The organism is Pseudoalteromonas sp. NH0006-26, from assembly GCF_057552415.1.
Map to the genome: position 1 here is coordinate 207,258 of NZ_BAAJMJ010000004.1, position 18,813 is coordinate 226,070.

An 18,813-nucleotide genomic window follows, 5' to 3' on the forward strand; every position below is an offset into this window, starting at 1 on the left:
ACTTTAACGCTTAGTATATTATAAATAGCCTACAATAGGCGTATGAATTTTATTCAGTTGTTCGGTATTCGCGTTTATAAAGTGGCTTAGGTATAATGTTGTTTCGTATGTATGTGACTACACCATACATAACTTAGAGTTTAATTGAGATAATACATGTTAAAAACTATTTTTCAGTTGTTGTTAGCCGCCGTTGTTATTTGGGCACTTACTCATCCGTTTATTGATACAGATGGATTGGTTTCAGATGAACAAACCAGCACTAGCGACATTAAAAAACAGAAGAAGAAAGAAAAACCATTGCACAGCGTTAAGTTGCCAAAGTTCTCAGAATTCACTGATGTGAAAGAGAAAAAGCATGCGTTTTTTAACTTCATTAAGCCCCATGTAGAAGCCGAAAACAAAAAGATTTTACAGCAACGTGCAAACCTTGAAATTGCACGCATGATGCTAGAGCACGACGAGCCGCTTAGTAAAAAACAAGCGAGTGATATTAAAAAAATACTTAAATCGTACGGCTTATCTGAAACCTTAGATACCATTACCCTCAGCCAAGCACTGCGCCGCGTAGATATTATTCCTAAAGAAATGGCCTTAATGCAAGCGGCCAATGAGTCGGCATGGGGTACTTCACGTTTTGCCCGTATTGGCTTAAACTTTTTTGGCCAATGGTGCTATAAAAAAGGCTGTGGCATGGTGCCAAGAAGACGCAACAGCGATGCAGAACACGAAGTGGCGGCATTTAAATCGGTTCGCGCAGCAGTAAGCTCTTATTTTAGAAATATTAATACTCATAATGCTTACAAAGAGTTACGTACTATTCGTGAAGACTTACGTGCACAGCAAAAGCCAATTTTAGCGACTAAATTAACGTATGGTTTAATGTCTTACTCTGAACGCGGTGAAGCGTACATTGAAGAACTAAATACCATGATTAATCAAAACCGAGCGTACTTTGATGAATAAAATGGTATTAAAATTAGTTACAGCCAGCTTTTTAGCAGTAGCGGCTAGTAGTGCGGTTGCTAAAGAATTTGTGATGTCGTATGACGGTTTTTACGACCGTTTAAAAGTGGTAAACAAAGGGGACTTTCAGTACGCCCGAGTAAACTTTTACATTAGCGATATTGGTACTAACGAAGTATGTAGTATTAAAAGCGGTACTATTTTAACTGAAAAGAATGAGTACCCGCTTAATTATACCGACAAAGCACAATTGCTATTACCGTTCGATAAACAGCTAGATACCGATAAAGCCGTGATTGTGGTTCAGCCACAAAATCCGGTTCACGATTGTCAGTTAAAGTTACAAATAGAAGCTAACGAGCTTGAGGGTCTAGCGTTATCAAAGCAATCGTTATTGGTTATTAATAATGAGCTTGAAGAGCTATTAACAGATCTATCAGGCTTTTTTGTTAGCAAACTAATGTGGTTTTTATTGCCTGAACAAAAAGGCGTGGTTGTTACCTTTAAAACTCCAAAGCAATTTGATGATGAGCGTATAACGTGCGAAAAGTCAGTGTGCTATTTTGAAGTAACCGATAGCTGGGAAGATAACACAACCGTATTAGCTGATATTAACGAGGTTGTTAAAGTAACGCCTTGGATCAGTAAGTAATCATAAAAATAGTAAACGTATAAAAGCGGCATCCATTATGATGCCGTTTTTTTTATGACTAAATGATGGCAGAGGGGGCTTTTGCTAACAGGCTTTTTTCATCATGGGTGACCACTTTATTTCGGCCTGTTTCTTTAGCAAGATAAAGCCGTTTATCGGCTTGTAACAACAGGGCTTGCATATCTAGCTCGCGCACTAACATGCTACTTACCCCAGCACTTACAGATAGTGCAATGCTGTGGCCATTAAAATAAAACGGGTATTCATTAATACTACTGCAAAGCTTTTGAGCTAACTGCCTAGCTTGCGCTAAGTTTTGTTGATTAAGAAAAATAGCAAACTCTTCGCCGCCAATACGAGCAGTAATACCAAGCTCAAAAAACAATTCGTTAATATGTTGTGCAATCCACTTTATCGCTTCATCGCCGGTTTCATGGCCGTATTGGTCGTTCACTTGTTTAAATAGGTCAATATCGAGCATGATCAACGACACTCTGCTGTTAAGAGGCGCGGTTTTAGTTATTTTTTTACATAAACGAAAAAATCCACGCCTATTTAAAAGCTGTGTTAACGGGTCGTGATTCGCTAGATTAATTAGTCTAGATTCAGCATTAGCAAACTTAATAAACGGCAAAATTAGCGCACTGGCGGTGGTTAAAAATAAATGCGTTACTAATAACAGCTGTAATCCAAAAGCCAAGCTGGCTTGACTGATTTGGCTTGAGTAGAGCAAAACAAGAAGTACAACTTGCAACAGCATTACCACACTGTGAAGTGCAAAACAGGCTATGAGTAAGCGTTGTTGTACTACAGCAACACTTGGGGTTTTAATCATTAAATACGCAGCGTAACTAAATAATACAGCAGTAATAATACTGGTAATAATTTGCCCTGCATCAATAAGGTACACTGCAAGTAAAAGCGTACAGCACATGGCGCTGGCATAGTATAAAGGCGTTACTTTTATCGCGGGCGCTTGGCTTTGTGGTATTAACCCTAAAATAACCAGTAATGGGCTTAAAATAATAAAAACGTAAGCAAAAAAGTGGGTTAAAAGGGGAAAATCAATAAAGTCTCTTAAACCTATTAATGCAATTGCGGTAATGAACGAGCAACAGGCGGTAGCAAAAAATAAATAGCAAGGTTGTTTTTTGTATCTATAAACAGAAAAAAAGAATACAGCAATAAACAAGTTAAGAATAAAACAGAGGCTAATTAATGTAGGTAAATGAAGCATGTTTAAGGGGCTCTTTTAGCTAATTGGAGGCGTTTATACAGCTATAAGTATTAGGTAGTAACACAAAAATAGCAAGGGGGTAAAAAGTATTAACTTTTACCCCCTACTACAAACTTAACCCGTTAAGGCCAGTGCTAAACTAAACTTTTTAATGCAGCGTCTATTTTAGTAAAGTGAAAACGGTAGTTATGGTCTAAGGCTTTTTTAGGCACCACATACTGACCGGTAGTAAGTAAGTCAGCCATTTCACCCATTAATATATTAAGCACCCCAGCTGGCATAGGCATAAACGCAGGGCGTGACAATGCTTTTCCTAATGATTTACTAAACTGCTTGTTACTTACCGGCTCAGGAGCTGTGGCGTTGATAGCACCAGATATTTCACTATTACGAATTAAAAATAAAATCAGTTGCACCATGTCGTCAATGTGGATCCAAGACATACCTTGCTCACCATGGCCAATTGGCCCACCTACGCAAAGTTTAAAGGCAGGTAACATTTTACCCAGCGCGCCGCCTTTTTTAGCCAGTACAATACCGGTACGCAATAAGCACACACGGGTGTCGTCAGATTCAGCCTGTAAAGCTGCTTTCTCCCAATCTTTACAAAGCTGGTGGCTAAATTCATCGTGAGGATCGGTATTGTTTTCATCAACTAGGCTGTCGCCTTGGCGACCATAATAACCAATTGCACTGCCAGATATAAAAGTATGCGGCGGAGTATGGCACTGATTAATAGCATCACTAATTGCTTGCGTGACAATAATTCGGCTATCGCGAATAACCGCTTTTTGTTTATCACTCCAACGTTTATTAACAATAGGCTCACCGGCTAAATTAATAACCACGTCAACGGTATTAAAATCAACATCCTCAAGGTTATCAATAGCGTTAACCTGATGCCCTAACAACACTTTTGCTTTGGTTGGGTTTCTGCTTAGCACTGTAACGTCGTGGTGATGCAACAAGAAGGGGCAAAGGTGCCTACCAATTAAGCCTGTGGCGCCAGTAAAAAATATATGCATTGCAACTCCAAAATTATAAATAAAGCAGGATGTTTAAAATTTATACTCTCCAGCTCAACGATTTGCAAATTTATACGTACCAATAATTTTTATGATCACCCATAAACATTTCATTCTATTAGCTTTTGCCTTACACTAAAGCCAAATAACAGCAATAGGATAATGGTATTGGCAAGTTTAACTGGGGTAAATAAAAGCTTAATAATTTTTGCCGCTTTGGTAATTGTGCTAGCGGGTGTTAAAGCCGCAAGCGCTATTGTTATTCCGTTTATTTTGGCAGCATTTATAGCCATAATTTGTAGCCCACTCATTAATTTTTTTGCTCGTTACCGTATTCCAAAAGGCATAGCGGTAGTGCTTGTAGTGCTTATTATTATGGGCTTAGGGGTTAGCTTAGGCGGTTTAGTAGGTCAGTCGGTTAACGACTTTTCAAAACAGTTACCTGAATATAAAGCACAATTAAAAGAAGAATTTGTATGGTTGGTTGATGTGGCCTCGCAATACAATATTTTAATTAATAAAGAACAAATTTTGTCTATGTTTGATCCTGGCAAAATGGTTGATGTTGCCACCAATATGCTAACGGGTTTAGGTAGCGTAATGGCCAATATGTTTTTAATTATCTTAACAGTTGTTTTTATGCTGTTTGAAGGGCCGATACTTGGCAAAAAAATTCATTTAGCACTGGACGATCCCGACAGCAAAATTAAGCAAATTGACCGTTTTTTAGACTCTATTAACTCTTATTTAGCCATTAAAACCTTAGTGAGTTTAGCTACCGGTGTAATTGCTGGTTTTTACCTGTGGATACTCGATGTTGATTATTTTGTACTATGGGGCGTATTGGCATTTATGCTCAATTACATTCCTAACATTGGTTCAATCATTGCGGCTGTGCCAGCACTGTTACTGGCGCTTATTACGCAAGGCCCATTAGTGGCAGGGCTCGTCGGCGCGGGTTATTTAACTATTAATACCGTTATGGGGAATATTGTAGAGCCAAAATACATGGGTAAAGGCCTCGGGCTTTCTACCTTGGTGGTGTTCTTATCATTAATATTTTGGGGCTGGTTATTAGGCTCTGTGGGTATGCTGTTATCGGTGCCGTTAACCATGATTGTAAAAATAGCACTAGAAGCTAGTGATGAAGGGCGTTGGTTAGCTACCATGCTTGGCACAGGTGAAGAAACCGTCATTAAATCAGAAGACTAATACCTTACAAAGGCGTGCCTACATAGCACGCCTTTTAAAAAACCTAAGCATCTATTAAATTAGCTAATGCGCTATCTACAGCGTTTATAGCCCCCTCTAAATAGCCTGCTTCTTGCTGTGCAAACTCACTTCCCACAAAATGCACTTGTAACTGTTTAAGCTGCTCGCTAAGTCCTGAAAAATTGAATTCAGGATGCTGCGATACACCTATTTGGTCATCTTTGTTGGCAACAAATTCATCCTCAGCCCAATCCTTTATAATGCAGCTTTTCGCTGTATAGGCTTGCTCACCGTAAAAATAGCTGAGCTGATCAAGGCAAGCTTGGGTTAATTGCTCGCGAGTTACTTTACTGCGCTGCAAGTAAGGCATGCCAATAAAGCCAAACAAAGCAGAGTGAGAATGCTCACTGGCTGACGCATCATGAACTTCTACCAATGGGCCTACACGGCTAAAACATTGCCCCGATAAATTTTTATCTCGCCAAAAGGCGTGTTCAAAGGTGGCAACAAACTTTGCTTGGCCTGCCATCCACGTAGGCACCGACGCTAAACGCTGTGCTAAAACATTATTAGCCCATAAATGCGGGGTTAAATGTTGGCTGATCATTCTAGGGGGTAACGCCAACAGTAACTGATCGCAAGTATAGTATTGCGTACTCCCTTGGTAATTAGCGCTTATATGCCAGCCATCGGAGAGCTTTTTTACTTCGCTAACAGCGTGCTCTAATTTAACGGTGTTTGGCTCAAGCTGCTGATAAAGCGCATCAATAAGCTCGTCCATACCGTTTTGTATTCTAAATAACTGCATTTCGCCAGCCCCTGCAACTTGCTGGGCAGGCACTGTGTGTGATGCTTGGTATAACACATCGCCTTGGGTGTATTGCTCAAACACAGGGATGTTTAAAGCGGCAACTAACTGTTGAATATTAGGCTGATGCGGAAATATCCAGGTAGGGCCTAAATCGTGGCCAATGGTGTTGTTGGTCGGTAAATAATGAGACGCAATTCTGCCACCTAAACTGGCTTTGGCCTCTAATAATAAAAACGGAATGTTACGTTTTTTAAGGCTGTAAGCAGCATATAAGCCCGCTAAGCCACCACCAATAATAACCACAGGTTTATGCATTTTAAAATCACTTTAGCTAAGTCAATCTACTGGTAGGTAGTTTGTGGTTTTTGTGCAGTTTTGTCAAAACGTTTTAATCAACAAATTCGAGAACGCTTAAAAAGTCATATATTAACTACAGAGCAAATCAACTTAGGTATATAAAACATCCAGATAACAAGCCGTTTAACAATGACAACTAACAGTGTTTCTGTGTCGCTTATTTCAAATACCTGATGTTTGCTTATGATTATCGAGCATTGCTGCTATCTTTGTTTATTACTAGTTCAAGTCGCAAATAATATAAACAAGAATAAGGGCAAAAACCTGTTATGACTCAAAATAATAAAATTAACTATATCGAAATTCCCGCACAAAATATTTCAGCGACTAAGGCTTTTTTTAGTGACGTGTTTGGCTGGTCATTTATCGATTATGGTCCAGAATATTGTAGTTTTATTGGGCAAGGTGTTGATGGTGGTTTCTTTAAATCTGACTTGGTTGTTTCTACTAAAAATGGAAGCCCGTTAATTGTGTTATACAGTAATGAACTTGAGGCGATTCAAGATAAAATTGAGAAAGCAGGGGGGAAAATAATTAAGCCCACATTTTCATTTCCAGGTGGTAGGCGGTTTCACTTTAGCGATCCAAATGAAAATGAATTTGCGGTATGGTCAGAGTAGTCACACTGCAAGCTATATAAATACAAAAATGCAGCCTTTAAGGCTGCACTTCCAAAACACTAACCAGTAAATTAGCAAGCTTCAACACATAATGTTTAATTAGGAGCTGGTTAAAGCCCCATTTTAAGCTGCTGAATGAATTGCTCTATCATTGCTATTTCACACTCTTTATAAGTTACTACAGCTTCTGGTGAATTAGGCTGTTTTAACATGTAACGCCACTGGCAACTTTTTTGAATGTACTTGTCTTTGGCGTTAAGACTTTGCTTAAACAATGATAAAATGTAGGTGTTACCAGTTTCACTTTCTAATTCGGCCAGTTCAAAGGTACGCTTTTGGATCCAGCTATCTTGTTGCTGTTGCACTTTATTTAATTTGGCATCTAAACATTGTGTGTAATCTTTAATTTGCTCGGGTAGGGCATTGTTTTGCAATGTACACTCTTGCACTGCAGCCATACTTTGCTGCGCCCATAAAAATAAAAGGCTTAAGCTAAAACAAAAGATGTAGTTACTTTTTTTCATGGTAATTAAACTCGAGAATAAATTTTGCACCGCCTAAACGTTGCGACTGAGATATAGTTAACAGCCCGTGATATGACTTAACCAAGTCAGATACAATAGCCATACCAACACCGTGGCCGCTTTCGTAGGTATCTAGGCGCGTACCGCGTTGTAACAATGATTCGCGTTTATCTGGCTTAATGCCTGGGCCGTCATCACAAATGCTTATACTGAGCGTTTTAGCTTGTGAAACGTTAATACTGACTTGGGAGCGACAGGCTTTACAGGCATTATCTATTAAGTTGCCTAATAACTCCATTAAATCGGTTTTATCACCTAAAAAGTAATCTTTATCGTTCACTTGGCAGTTAAATATAATGTCTTTATCGCGGTATACTTTACTCATTGCGCTTAAGATAGAATCGATAACTGGTTTGATAGTGGTTTGCTTTTTCCATGTATCGGAAGCACCCGTGGCGGCACGTTTTAATTGGTGCTCGATCATCACATTAATTCTGTCGAGTTGTTCTTGTGCATCTGCATCGTTAGCGAGTGGGCTTGATTTTAAAACAGCTAACGGCGTTTTAAGTGCATGGGCTAAATCGCTAAGAGAGGCGCGGTATCGTTCTTTTTGACGTTGCTGCGACTCTAACAGTAAATTTAGGTCGGCTTTAATCGTTTGCAGTTCAACGGGGTATAAGCCTTTAATTTCTTGAATATCGCCTGATTCAATGGCTTTTATTTCTTTATCTAGGCGCTGCAGAGGTCGTGCACTCCAAATAAAACCAATGGCCATTAAACCTGCAATGGCAATCCCCATTATAAACATCCAATCGACTAAGGTTTGTTTAAAGCCGTCCATTAAACGCAGTAGGGCGTCGTTACGTTTTAATAAAATAAAGCGAGCTTGCTCTGATTGGTCAATATTATTAAGTATTACCGTCAAACTTAACTGCCAATAGGCGGTGTTGTTATAAACCACACGTCTAAAGTCGGCGGCGCCTGCTTTGGGCTCTATATATTGGGGCACAAAGTTAACGTTAACCGCCGACTCAGAATGCCAAATAGGCACGTCGTCACGGTATATCATGGCGTAGGTGTCTGAGTTTAAATTGTTGAGTTCGGGGGTTAATATAGAGCTGGGCATAATAATACCGCGCTCGGTAAAATCAACTTCGGAAATAAGTGAATACAGGTGTGCTTCGAGGTTTTTTTCGGTGGCATCAACAAGTGACGCATAATATGCCTTACCTATAGAGTAAAACAAAATGGGTAGGGCGACTAACAAAACAAAGACAAGGATAAAACCTTGCCTTATTTTTAACGAAATTTGCGGTGCTACCACTGGCTTTTTAGCCTGTAACCACGTCCGCGTAATGTTTCCACTGGGTTAAGCACGCCATCTGGGTCGAGCTTTTTACGTAAACGCAATACAAACACTTCAATGACGTTTGAATCAAGATCGAAATCTTGGTCATAAATATGTTCTGTTAACTCAGACTTTGAAATTACTTTTTGCGGGTTAACCATTAAGTATTCAAGTACTTTGTACTCATACGCAGTTAAGCTTAGCTCTTTGTCGTTTACCCATACTTGTTGTGAACGGGTATGAATTTTAATAGGGCCTGCTGTCATTTCAGGGTTTGCTTTACCTGCACTGCGACGAATAAGCGCATTACAGCGAGCAATTAGCTCTTCCACATGAAATGGCTTAGTTAGATAGTCATCGGCACCGGCATCTAGGCCTTCTACTTTGTCTTGCCAGCGATCGCGCGCGGTTAAAATCAAAATAGGAATAGTCACCCCTTGGGCACGTGCTTTGTTTATTAACTCAATACCGTCTATTTTAGGTAGGCCTAAATCAACTACAGCCATGTCTAAAGGGTATTCAGTGATGTGAAAAAGGCCAGCCTCACCGTCGTGACATAAATCAACGCTGTAACGCTCTTTTTCTAATGCATTGCGCAGGTTGTCTGCCAAATGTAAATCATCTTCTATTACTAAAATTCGCATTGGTTAATCCTTTTTCACTTCGCCAGTTTTCTTGTTTATTTTCAAATCGACGACGTGGCCGTCAGCTTTTAAGATTCGTACAGTAAAAAAAAGTGTTTCTTCAGAAATTTTTAACGTTGTACCGTCTGTAGTTTGTTTTGCAAGTATTACAGCTTTCTTTTTGCTTACCTCAACTTTATCGGCTTTGCTTTTGGTATTGTTTGCATGGGCAAAATTAGCCAAACACATTACCGCGATTAAGTTGAGTATTAATAATACACGCATTGCGAAACTCCTAGAACAGACCTGCTTAGCTTAGAAACTAAGCCACTAAAACTTTCATACCACGACGTGTATTTAAGTTTTTATAAGGCAAAGTTTAATTAAAAATGAGTGAACAAACCCTGAATTACTGGTTGCAGTTAAACAGGGGTCACAGTTTAATTAAGCAGGGAACACTTTTTTAAATGGTTTAACGATAGAATTTTCATATACGCCACCGGCAACATAGGGATCATCTGCGGCCCATTCTCTGGCGTCTTCTAAAGAATTAAATTGAGCAATCACTAAAGAACCCGTAAAACCTGCGTCTTGAGGGTCTTCACTATCAATGGCCGGAAGAGGGCCTGCGGTTAATAGTCGGCCTTCGTCTTCTAGGATTTGTAAGCGCGCTAAATGAGCTGGGCGTGCCGCTTTACGGTGCTCTAAACTATTTTGGACGTCTGTTGAATAAATCATATACAACATAAAAATACTCTCAAAACTTGTTAAATTTAATTAACTGCATACTAGCATAGCGTTGATAAATGGTGAATTAAAAGTGTTTATGGCGATGTTTACAGCAAGAATGTTTTTTTACACGGTAATTGCTTGAAAAGCGTTGCGTAACACTGGTAGAGTCCCTTGGATAAGATAAATAATAACAAGGTTATTACATGAGTGAAAATAGAGAGCACTTTAGCTCCCGCTTAGGATTTATATTGGCAGCGGCAGGTTCTGCTGTGGGTATTGGTAACTTAGTAGGCTTTCCAGTTTCTGCGACTAAGAATGGCGGTGGTGCATTTTTGCTCGTCTATGCTTTGTTCGTCGCATTCATTTGTTTACCTGTAATGATGGCCGAAATGGCCATGGGTCGTCATGCACAAAAAGACCCGCTTGGTGCATACAAGGTATTAGCTAATAACGACAAAAAATGGAAGTTTGCTGGCTTTTTAGCAGTATTAACGCCATTTATGATTGCTGTTTTTTATATGGTGATCACGGTGTGGATTTTTGGTTACTTAAGCCAAACCGCACTGGGTAATTTAGATATGCTGGCAAACCCTGGGCATTTTGGTGAGTTTATAAATAGCTACACCGTGTTTGGTTATATGGCACTGGTTGTGGTTATTGTTAACCTTATTTTGGTCGGTGGTGTAAAAGACGGCATAGAAAAAGCGGCTAAATTTTTAATGCCTGCTTTGTTTGTCATGCTAATTATACTGGTGGGTTATGTACTCACCCTTGATAACGCAATGGCGGGTGTTAAGTACTACATTATTCCTGATTTTAGTAAAATGAATGCCAGCGTGCTTAACGGTGCACTGAGCCAAGCGTTTTTCTCATTGTCGTTAGGTATGGGTATTTTAATTACCTATGCCTCTTATATTTCGAAAAAAGATGACATTGTAGGCAGTGCTAAAATGGTCGCTATTACCGACTCACTGGTTGCGTTTGTAGCAGGCTTAATGGTGTTACCGGCTATTTTTAGCTTTGACCCAAATACCGATCCGGCTAAGTTATCTGACTCGTCAGTTTCAATGATTTTTGTCTATCTTCCAAAAATCTTATTAGCGCTACAAAATGATATTGGTTACTTTGGCGCATCAGCCGTGGCATTTATTTTCTTCTTATTGGTATTTTTTGCTGCGATCACATCATTGGTATCTATTGTTGAAGTACCAACTGCAACACTAAGCGACCGTAAAGGCATTAGCCGTAAAAAAGCGCTTGGTATACTTACTTTATCAACTGGTATATTAACTATTTTGTGTATTATGTCGTTTGGTATGATTGACAGCCTAACTACCTTTACTAGCTACGGTAGTGGCAATAAGAGCTTTTTTGATATTGTTTATGACGTATTCTACGACACCATATTGCCTTTAAATGGTTTAATGGTGTGTTTATTTGTAATGTATAAATGGAAAAAAGTTCGCTTAAGCGAAGAGCTAAGACAGGGCTCTCCTAATTATGCTAATAGCTTTATGGAAAAGTACGTTAATTTTTCACTGCAAACCTTTATTCCAGCGATATTATTAATCATTTTTGTAAATACCGTTGCAACGAAGTTTTTTGATATCAGTATTTTTGGTTTTTAATTTAAACTAAATCTAAATAAGCCGCGCTTGTCGCGGCTTTTTTATTGCTTTTCGTTAATTTAATGCACCAGAGTCTAAATAGTCACCCATTCCTAGGGTAAACATCCATATGCCCCATAAACTGTGCTCAAGAACACAGGCAAAGGTTGAGCGGCTTTGTGCGTAGGTATAAGCAAATAGTAACCCGCCTATAAACGATAAACTTACTGCAACCGAATTAGCGTAAACAATATGTGCCAGTGCAAATACACTCGCACTGACAATAATGCGTAGCCATTTACTGGGCATAATGCGTTTATAACGATGAAAAAAGTAGGTTCTGAATATTAATTCTTGCGGGATCACCGACAATAAAGGGTAGAGCAGTAATAGCATCAGCCAGTCGGCGAGGTTTTCTCGAGGTAAAGTAAACCATTGTCCTTGGTAAAGTAAGTTGTAAAATACCCCCGAAAATAACGCGCCAATAAAGAAAAAGCTAAACATACGGCGCTTCACAGCAGAAAACTGCCCCAAGCTAGTTAATCTAAAACGTTTAAAGTGAGTGTCGTTTAGTAGCAACATACAACACACACTCATGAGGATGATCAGTGCCGGAATAAGCCAGTTAGATAAATATTGGCGAATATTAAAGCCAATTAAAGGCAGAATAATAAAAATAAAGGCAAATTCAAACCAGCGATATTGATTAGCGTTCACGTTTGCTCACGGTGATTTTTATCTCACCCTAGCAAACGATTAAGTCATCTTTATGACCATAAAACAGCCAAGCTGATTATATTTAAACCCACTGACTCTTACTAAGGCTCTTAGCCCTCGGTTAAGGTTGACTTACCCCCTTGCAACCCTTAGCCTGCCTGCTTTTATTTTTACATCATTGTATTGCCACGCTAATGGGTTTAAGCCTAGGCGTGTATTTAGGAGCAAAAAATGAATAAAGCAGAACTGGTTGCAGCCATTGCGGATGCGAGTGAATTAACAAAAAAAGACGCACAAGCTGCGTTAACCAGCTTACAAAAAGTGATTACAAAGTCATTGTCTGAAGGCGATCAGGTACAAATATCAGGCTTTGGCACTTTTGCACTAAGCTATTACCCAGCGCGTACTGGTCGTAATCCACAAACTGGTGAAGCGATTGAAATACAAGGGGCTAATAAAGCCGTATTTAAACCAGCAAAAGCGTTAAAAGAGCGCCTTTAATTTTAAACTTTAGTGCCTGTAAGTTCGCATCTTCCCCAAAAGCCAACATTTAGCTTACAGGCTCTTTGCTTTATTACCTTTGCCTGTAGTATCTGCAATCAGTGTAAATAATTTACATTGCTGGCTTATTCATATTTATAAAATCTTATTATATTCAGCGTGTTATATTTGGTATGTGATATGCAAATACAGTTATGTATTGAATGAAATAAGGAGTATTTAATGAGTAACTTACATAACAGTAATCGTTTACAAGGTAAAAAAATTGCCATATTAGCCACCGATGGATTTGAGCAAAGCGAGTTACTCTCGCCACAGGCTGCTTTACTTGAAGCGGGCGCCAATATTGAGGTTGTTTCTATTAAAGAAGGGCAGATCACCGCATGGAATGAAGACAATTGGGGTGAAAAAGTAACCGTTGATAAATTAGCTGCCAATGCAAATGCCGCCGATTACGATGCGCTTTTACTGCCTGGTGGTTTGTTTAACCCCGATAGCTTACGCCAAGACTCGGACGCTAAGGCATTTGTAGACGGCTTTTTTGGGGCAAAGAAAAACAAACCCGTTGCCGCTATATGTCATGCGCCGTGGTTACTCGCTGAAATTAATAAGCTCAGAGACAAAAAAGTTACTTCGTATCCTAGCATTAAAAGCGATTTAATTAATGCGGGTGCTAACTGGGTTGACCAAGAGGTTTGTGTTGATCAAGGCTTAGTGACTAGCCGCAGCCCTGCAGATTTAGACGCGTTTAATGCTAAATTTATTGAAGAGATCCTTGAGGGTAAGCATCAAGCGCATTAAGTTAGCGCTTCAAAAAAAGGGCATGTTACATGCCCTTTTTTAGTGGTTAAAAAATCGTTGATTAAAGCGCTGTTGCGGCTTTCATCTCACTTACAAATGTTTTTAATTGGGTGGTCATTGCATCTAAATCATTTAAGTTTGCTTCAATGATTTTTACGACTGCAGAGCCTGAAATTGCCCCCGCAGCACCGGCTTTAAGCGCCGCTTTTACATCATCAGGTGTTGAAATACCAAAACCTAATAATGCAGGCGCACTGTGGTACTCTTGTAAGCGCGAAACCACGTTTGTTGCAGGCATTTGTGCTTTAGTATCGGTGCCTGTTACCCCTGCACGAGACAGTAAGTAAGTGTAACCGCGACCGTACGATGCACACTCACGTAGCGTATCGTCACTGGCGTTCGGCGTGGCGATAAAAATTGGGTCTATACCATTGGCCATGGCGGCTTTTCTAAACATTTTCGACTCGTGCAATGGCACATCAGCCACCAAAATAGAGTCAACGCCTACTGCTTTTGCATCAGTGTAAAATTTTTCTAAGCCACGTTTAAATATTAAGTTTGAATACAACAATAAGCCAATTGGAATATCGGCATTGTACTGGCGTATTTCTTTAATAATATCAAAACAATCTTGTGTATTAATGTGTACATCTAAAGCACGAATATTGGCCTTTTGAATAACAGGGCCGTCGGCAATCGGATCTGAAAACGGAATACCCAATTCCAGTCCGTCAGCGCCGCCATCAATTAAGCTTTTAATAATTTCGATGCTTTGCGCTTTACCCGGATCGCCAATGGTCACAAACGGTACAAACGCACCTTGGTTTTGCTCTTTTAGTGCGGCAAACATTTGTCCGTAACGGTCAGTTTTTACTTGGCTCATAGTTGACCTTCCTCTGATAATACCTTGTGTACGTGGGCTAAATCTTTATCGCCACGACCACTTAAATTAATAACAATAATACTGTCCTGCGTTTGCTCTTCTGCATATTCGAGGGCGTAGGCTAGCGCATGACTTGATTCAAGCGCAGGAATAATCCCTTCGTGTTTAGCCAATGCTTGAAAGGCATCAAGTGCTTTGGTGTCGGTAATACCTACATATTGAGCACGGCCCGTTTCGTGTAAAAAGGCATGTTGTGGCCCTACAGCAGGGTAATCTAGTCCCGCCGATACAGAGTAAGACTCTTCAATTTGACCATCTGTATTTTGCATAATATAAGTGTAAGTACCGTGCAAAATACCTTTTGTTCCCTTACAGATGGTTGCGCCATGCTCGTGCGTGTCTAACCCTTTACCTGCAGGTTCAACGCCAATAAGCTTAACGCTTGGCTCATCAATAAAATCGGTAAACATACCAATGGCGTTTGACCCACCGCCTACACACGCAATAACCGCATCAGGCAAACGGCCTTCGGCTTTAAGTACTTGTTGTTTTGCTTCTTCACCAATTATTTTTTGATATTCACGTACAATAGTCGGGAATGGGTGAGGACCCGCGGCTGTACCTAAAAGGTAATGAGCGTCTTGATAATTTGCTGACCAGTCACGTAACGCTTCATTAACCGCATCTTTTAATGTGCCCGAGCCTGCCGTTACTGGAATAACTTCAGCACCCATGAGTTTCATTCTAAATACGTTTGGCTGCTGGCGTTCAACATCTTTTGCACCCATGTAAATACGGCATTTTAAGCCAAGCAATGCACAGGCAAGTGCAGTGGCTACACCATGTTGGCCGGCGCCGGTTTCTGCTATGACTTCTTTTTTACCCATGCGTTTGGTAAGCAGTGCTTGGCCTAATACTTGGTTTGTTTTGTGCGCACCACCGTGTAGTAAATCTTCACGCTTTAAGTACAGTTTTACTTTTGGGTTTTTAACTAAGTTACGCGTTAGCGTAAGCGGCGTAGGGCGACCCGCATACTCGTTAAGTAATTTACTTAGCTCTGCCTGAAACTCAGGATCTTTTTGTGCTTTATTAAATTCGTTTTCTAACTGCTTAAGCGCAGGGACAAGCAGTTCCGGTACAAACATACCGCCAAACTCGCCAAAATAAGCTGGATTTTGCATTTTAACCTCAATAATTTCTGATACTTGTAAAAGCATGATGTAGTTTGTTTGCACACTTTTTCCCTGGAGACTCTTCAACACCTGAATTTAAATCAAGTCCAAGAGCACCTTGAAAAAGTGCATCGCTAATATTGTCTGGGTTTAAGCCGCCAGCAAGCATAAAGGGGGTCGTTGCATCGCGAAGCACCGACCAATCGAATGTTTTGCCTGTGCCGCCAGCCTGTGAATCACTGTGGGTGTCGTATAAATGGCGATCTGCGCCTGCAACAGGTTGTGGTAAAACATCTTTTATCGCCTGTGCTTTCCAAATTTCACAATTACGTGGTAATTCATTACGTAACGACGCAATGTATTGTTCATCTTCTTGGCCATGTAATTGAACGGCTGATAATTTAAGTTGTTTAACGTGTTCAGCCACGTCAGATATAGCGGCATTAACAAATACACCGACAAATTTTAAAGGCGCACTTTGGCTGATTTCTTTGGCGCAATCCAAATCGACAAAGCGGGGGGATTTAGGGTAAAAAATCAGCCCGCCATACACAGCGCCATTGTTATAGGCTGCCATAGCGTCTTGATTACGGGTTAAACCGCACACTTTGTTCTCGCCTAATATTACGCGGCGGCATGCTTGTAATAAATCAGCTTCAGCCATTAATGAGCTGCCAATTAAAAAGCCATTGCATAAAGGGGCTAAGCGTTTTACATCTTGATGGGTGTAAATACCTGACTCAGAAATAACCACTTTATTACTAGGAATAAGCTTACGTAGTCGTTCTGTAGTGGCTAAGTCGGTGCTTAAGTCGCGCAAATCGCGATTATTGATGCCAATTATTTGCGCATCAAGTGCCAGCGCACGGTGCACTTCTGCTTCGTTACTTACTTCAGTTAGCACCGACATATTTAACGAGTCGGCAACGGCATGCAGTGCTTTGTATTGCTGATCGTCAAGCACTGATAGCATCAGTAAAATAGCGTCGCCGCCATATATACGTGCCATATAAACTTGGTACTCATCAATAAAAAAGTCTTTACAAATAAGCGGCTGTTCTACTTGGCTGCGCACAAATTCAAGGTAATCAAAACTGCCTTGAAAGTACTTTTCGTCAGTTAGTACACTCATACAAGTGGCATATTGCTTATACGCTTGGGTGATTTCTGTTAAATCAAATGGCTGACGAATCAACCCCTTAGAGGGCGATGCTTTTTTGCATTCTAAAATAAACTGTGTGCCTGGCGCTGCCAGAGCTTTGTAAAAACTACGCTCTGTTGGTTTGGCTTGATGTTTAAAGCTCTCCAGCGGGCGCGCCGCCTTACGCTCAATGAGTTCTATTTTTTTATCAGCAATAATTTTATCTAATACATTAGCCATGACTTACCTCAATAATTGCATTTAGTGTGTCCATGGCCTTGCCTGAACGTAATAAAGAGTGTGTGATTTGCGCACCTTGTTTTAACGATTGTGCTTGGCCGGTTAAGTACAGCAATGCGGCTACATTAACAACAATAGCAGCGTTGTGTGCCTCAGTGCCTTTACCTTGTAAAATAGCAAGGCTGGCGTTTGCGTTGTATTGTGGGCCTTCACCGGCTAATTGTTCAAGTGAATAGTTTGCAAGGTCAAAATCACTTGGGCTGAGTGTGTACTGGGTGATTTTGCCATTATTAAGCTCTACAACCTGTGTTGAGCCATGTAAGGCGATTTCGTCAGTACCGGAGCCGTGTACTATCATAGCGCGTTTAGTGCCTAGAGTATTAAGCGTTTGTGCCATAGGCATGCATAAAGACTCATCGTACACGCCCAGTAATTGCACCTCAGGAGCGGCTGGATTAGCCAGTGGCCCAAGAATATTAAAAATAGTTCGGGTTTTTAAACTGGTACGCACGTTCATCGCATGACGCACACCACTGTGGTAGCGCGGTGCAAATAAAAAGGTAAAATTTGTGCTCTCTAAACAACGGGCAGCCACCTCTGGAGTCATATCGATATTGATCCCCAGTGCTTTGAGTAAATCAGCAGACCCTGAATTACTCGACACGCTGCGATTGCCATGTTTTACCATATTAATACCAGCTGCTGCCGCTACAATCGCGGCGGTGGTACTAATATTTATAGTGTTTGAACCATCGCCACCGGTACCGCAACTATCAGCAAGTTGCGTTTTATTAGTGATAAAGGGAACGGCATTTTCACGCATTGAAGCGGCTGCACCGGCAATCTCATCGCTTACTTCACCTTTCATTTTAAGGCCAATTAGTAACGCAGAGAGTTCAATATCGCTCATATTGCCTTGCATAATTTGGTCAAATAGCGCTTTTGCTTGCGCGTAACTAAGTGACTGCTTTGTGATGATGTGCTCAATAGCGTGTTGAACATTAAGCGGGCTGTGTAATTGATTAGTCATAATGTTCCTTTTATTTCGCACGTGTTAAATAAGCAACGCTTTGTTGCAGTAGCATTGCGCCATTGGGCGTTAAAATTGACTCTGGGTGGAATTGATAGCCCAGTGCATTGTCTTGATGATGATAAATAGCCATTGGTATATCTTGATACTTGGCAATAACAGCTAAGTTATCAGGTACTTTTGTTGCCATTAATGAGTGATAACGTGCCACCGGTATAGTGCTACCCATGCCGTAAAATACAGGGTGATCATTTAATTCTATGATTGATGACTTACCATGTACGGTTTCACCAGCATGACCGATTACTCCGCCATAACTTTGTGTTAGCGCTTGTTGACCTAAACAAATACCAAGCATTGGAAATTGACCCTTACACAGGTTAATTAATTCCATAAGGCAGCCTGCATCGCTTGGTGCACCAGGGCCTGGTGATAATACCAGCAGTACTTGTCCACGCTCTGCCTGCATTTTTTCGAATATGACCTCTGCGCTAATGTCGTTTCGGTAAACCACTAGCTCAGCCCCAAGCATTGTTAGCTCATCGACAAGGTTGTAGCTAAATGAGTCAAAGTTATCTAAAAAGTAAATTTTAATAGGGTGTGCTTCACTCATT

General features: G+C 40.4%; 21 protein-coding genes. 7 read left to right on the forward strand and 14 right to left on the reverse strand.

Annotated features, from left to right (window positions below; genetic code table 11):
• The first annotated feature begins 156 nt into the window (after positions 1-156).
• Together AC27JR_RS08105 and AC27JR_RS08110 are read left to right on the forward strand one after the other, a co-directional pair.
• Positions 157-966: a glucosaminidase domain-containing protein gene (locus tag AC27JR_RS08105; RefSeq protein ID WP_008109205.1), complete on the forward strand. Its 810-nt coding sequence runs from the start codon at positions 157-159 to the stop codon at positions 964-966.
• Positions 959-1,618 carry a DUF2987 domain-containing protein gene (locus AC27JR_RS08110; protein WP_274377837.1) on the forward strand — a complete coding sequence of 220 codons (660 nt, stop codon included), beginning with the start codon at positions 959-961 and terminating at the stop codon, positions 1,616-1,618. Before AC27JR_RS08105 ends, AC27JR_RS08110 begins: the two co-directional genes overlap by 8 nt.
• A 58-nt stretch (positions 1,619-1,676) precedes the next feature.
• Here AC27JR_RS08110 and AC27JR_RS08115 read toward each other — a convergent pair whose 3' ends face one another.
• A complete protein-coding gene (locus AC27JR_RS08115; protein WP_487173283.1) occupies positions 1,677-2,855 on the reverse strand; it encodes a GGDEF domain-containing protein in 1,179 nt (392 codons plus the stop codon).
• A gap of 134 nt (positions 2,856-2,989) precedes the next feature.
• Complete coding sequence (locus AC27JR_RS08120) at positions 2,990-3,880, reverse strand: TIGR01777 family oxidoreductase (protein WP_487173284.1); 891 nt, start codon at positions 3,878-3,880, stop codon at positions 2,990-2,992.
• 168 nt (positions 3,881-4,048) lie between these two features.
• Here AC27JR_RS08120 and AC27JR_RS08125 point away from each other — a divergent pair, with 168 nt between their 5' ends.
• Complete coding sequence (locus tag AC27JR_RS08125; protein WP_008109197.1) at positions 4,049-5,092, forward strand: AI-2E family transporter; 1,044 nt, start codon at positions 4,049-4,051, stop codon at positions 5,090-5,092.
• A gap of 43 nt (positions 5,093-5,135) precedes the next feature.
• On the opposite strand, the gene AC27JR_RS08130 is transcribed toward AC27JR_RS08125, so the two are convergent.
• Positions 5,136-6,218, reverse strand: a complete 1,083-nt coding sequence (locus tag AC27JR_RS08130; protein ID WP_487173285.1) for a flavin monoamine oxidase family protein — start codon at positions 6,216-6,218, stop codon at positions 5,136-5,138.
• A 311-nt stretch (positions 6,219-6,529) separates the two neighbouring features.
• Here AC27JR_RS08130 and AC27JR_RS08135 point away from each other — a divergent pair, with 311 nt between their 5' ends.
• Positions 6,530-6,880: a VOC family protein gene (locus AC27JR_RS08135; RefSeq protein ID WP_487173286.1), complete on the forward strand. Its 351-nt coding sequence runs from the start codon at positions 6,530-6,532 to the stop codon at positions 6,878-6,880.
• Between the two features lie 110 nt (positions 6,881-6,990).
• Here the strand turns inward: AC27JR_RS08135 and AC27JR_RS08140 are convergent, their stop codons facing one another.
• The 5 genes from AC27JR_RS08140 to AC27JR_RS08160 form a co-directional block, all read right to left on the reverse strand.
• The gene (locus AC27JR_RS08140; RefSeq protein ID WP_241773555.1) at positions 6,991-7,338 is read right to left on the reverse strand and encodes a hypothetical protein; all 348 of its coding nucleotides are present in this window, start codon (positions 7,336-7,338) and stop codon (positions 6,991-6,993) included.
• A 52-nt stretch (positions 7,339-7,390) separates the two neighbouring features.
• Positions 7,391-8,728 carry an ATP-binding protein gene (locus AC27JR_RS08145; protein WP_487173287.1) on the reverse strand — a complete coding sequence of 446 codons (1,338 nt, stop codon included), beginning with the start codon at positions 8,726-8,728 and terminating at the stop codon, positions 7,391-7,393.
• On the reverse strand, positions 8,722-9,396 hold the full coding sequence (locus tag AC27JR_RS08150) for a response regulator transcription factor (protein ID WP_010390247.1): 675 nt from the start codon (positions 9,394-9,396) through the stop codon (positions 8,722-8,724). Before AC27JR_RS08150 ends, AC27JR_RS08145 begins: the two co-directional genes overlap by 7 nt.
• Positions 9,397-9,399: 3 nt before the next feature.
• Positions 9,400-9,660, reverse strand: a complete 261-nt coding sequence (locus AC27JR_RS08155) for a PepSY domain-containing protein (protein WP_008109182.1) — start codon at positions 9,658-9,660, stop codon at positions 9,400-9,402.
• A 159-nt stretch (positions 9,661-9,819) separates the two neighbouring features.
• Positions 9,820-10,122: a YciI family protein gene (locus AC27JR_RS08160; RefSeq protein ID WP_076918598.1), complete on the reverse strand. Its 303-nt coding sequence runs from the start codon at positions 10,120-10,122 to the stop codon at positions 9,820-9,822.
• 188 nt (positions 10,123-10,310) lie between these two features.
• Here AC27JR_RS08160 and AC27JR_RS08165 point away from each other — a divergent pair, with 188 nt between their 5' ends.
• Positions 10,311-11,735, forward strand: coding sequence for a sodium-dependent transporter (locus AC27JR_RS08165; protein ID WP_487173288.1), 1,425 nt, complete (start codon positions 10,311-10,313; stop codon positions 11,733-11,735).
• A 54-nt stretch (positions 11,736-11,789) separates the two neighbouring features.
• Here AC27JR_RS08165 and AC27JR_RS08170 read toward each other — a convergent pair whose 3' ends face one another.
• The gene (locus tag AC27JR_RS08170; RefSeq protein ID WP_487173289.1) at positions 11,790-12,431 is read right to left on the reverse strand and encodes a CPBP family intramembrane glutamic endopeptidase; all 642 of its coding nucleotides are present in this window, start codon (positions 12,429-12,431) and stop codon (positions 11,790-11,792) included.
• A 231-nt stretch (positions 12,432-12,662) separates the two neighbouring features.
• On the opposite strand from AC27JR_RS08170, the gene AC27JR_RS08175 reads away from it, so the two are divergent.
• Positions 12,663-12,932 (forward strand): HU family DNA-binding protein, encoded by a 270-nt coding sequence (locus AC27JR_RS08175; protein ID WP_008113664.1) that lies wholly within the window; start codon positions 12,663-12,665, stop codon positions 12,930-12,932.
• A 222-nt stretch (positions 12,933-13,154) separates the two neighbouring features.
• Complete coding sequence (locus tag AC27JR_RS08180; RefSeq protein ID WP_487173290.1) at positions 13,155-13,733, forward strand: type 1 glutamine amidotransferase domain-containing protein; 579 nt, start codon at positions 13,155-13,157, stop codon at positions 13,731-13,733.
• Between the two features lie 61 nt (positions 13,734-13,794).
• On the opposite strand, the gene trpA is transcribed toward AC27JR_RS08180, so the two are convergent.
• The 5 genes from trpA to AC27JR_RS08205 are packed head-to-tail and all read right to left on the reverse strand — an operon-like array spanning position 13,795 to position 18,812.
• Positions 13,795-14,616, reverse strand: coding sequence for a tryptophan synthase subunit alpha (gene trpA, locus AC27JR_RS08185; RefSeq protein WP_487173291.1), 822 nt, complete (start codon positions 14,614-14,616; stop codon positions 13,795-13,797).
• Complete coding sequence (trpB, locus tag AC27JR_RS08190; protein ID WP_076918693.1) at positions 14,613-15,797, reverse strand: tryptophan synthase subunit beta; 1,185 nt, start codon at positions 15,795-15,797, stop codon at positions 14,613-14,615. Before trpB ends, trpA begins: the two co-directional genes overlap by 4 nt.
• Positions 15,798-15,804: 7 nt before the next feature.
• Positions 15,805-17,169 (reverse strand): bifunctional indole-3-glycerol-phosphate synthase TrpC/phosphoribosylanthranilate isomerase TrpF, encoded by a 1,365-nt coding sequence (gene trpCF, locus AC27JR_RS08195; RefSeq protein ID WP_076918602.1) that lies wholly within the window; start codon positions 17,167-17,169, stop codon positions 15,805-15,807.
• On the reverse strand, positions 17,162-18,199 hold the full coding sequence (gene trpD / locus AC27JR_RS08200) for an anthranilate phosphoribosyltransferase (protein WP_487173292.1): 1,038 nt from the start codon (positions 18,197-18,199) through the stop codon (positions 17,162-17,164). The genes trpCF and trpD overlap by 8 nt, the downstream gene beginning before the upstream one ends.
• A 10-nt stretch (positions 18,200-18,209) precedes the next feature.
• Positions 18,210-18,812 carry an aminodeoxychorismate/anthranilate synthase component II gene (locus tag AC27JR_RS08205; protein ID WP_487173293.1) on the reverse strand — a complete coding sequence of 201 codons (603 nt, stop codon included), beginning with the start codon at positions 18,810-18,812 and terminating at the stop codon, positions 18,210-18,212.
• Between the last annotated feature and the right edge of the window lies 1 nt (position 18,813).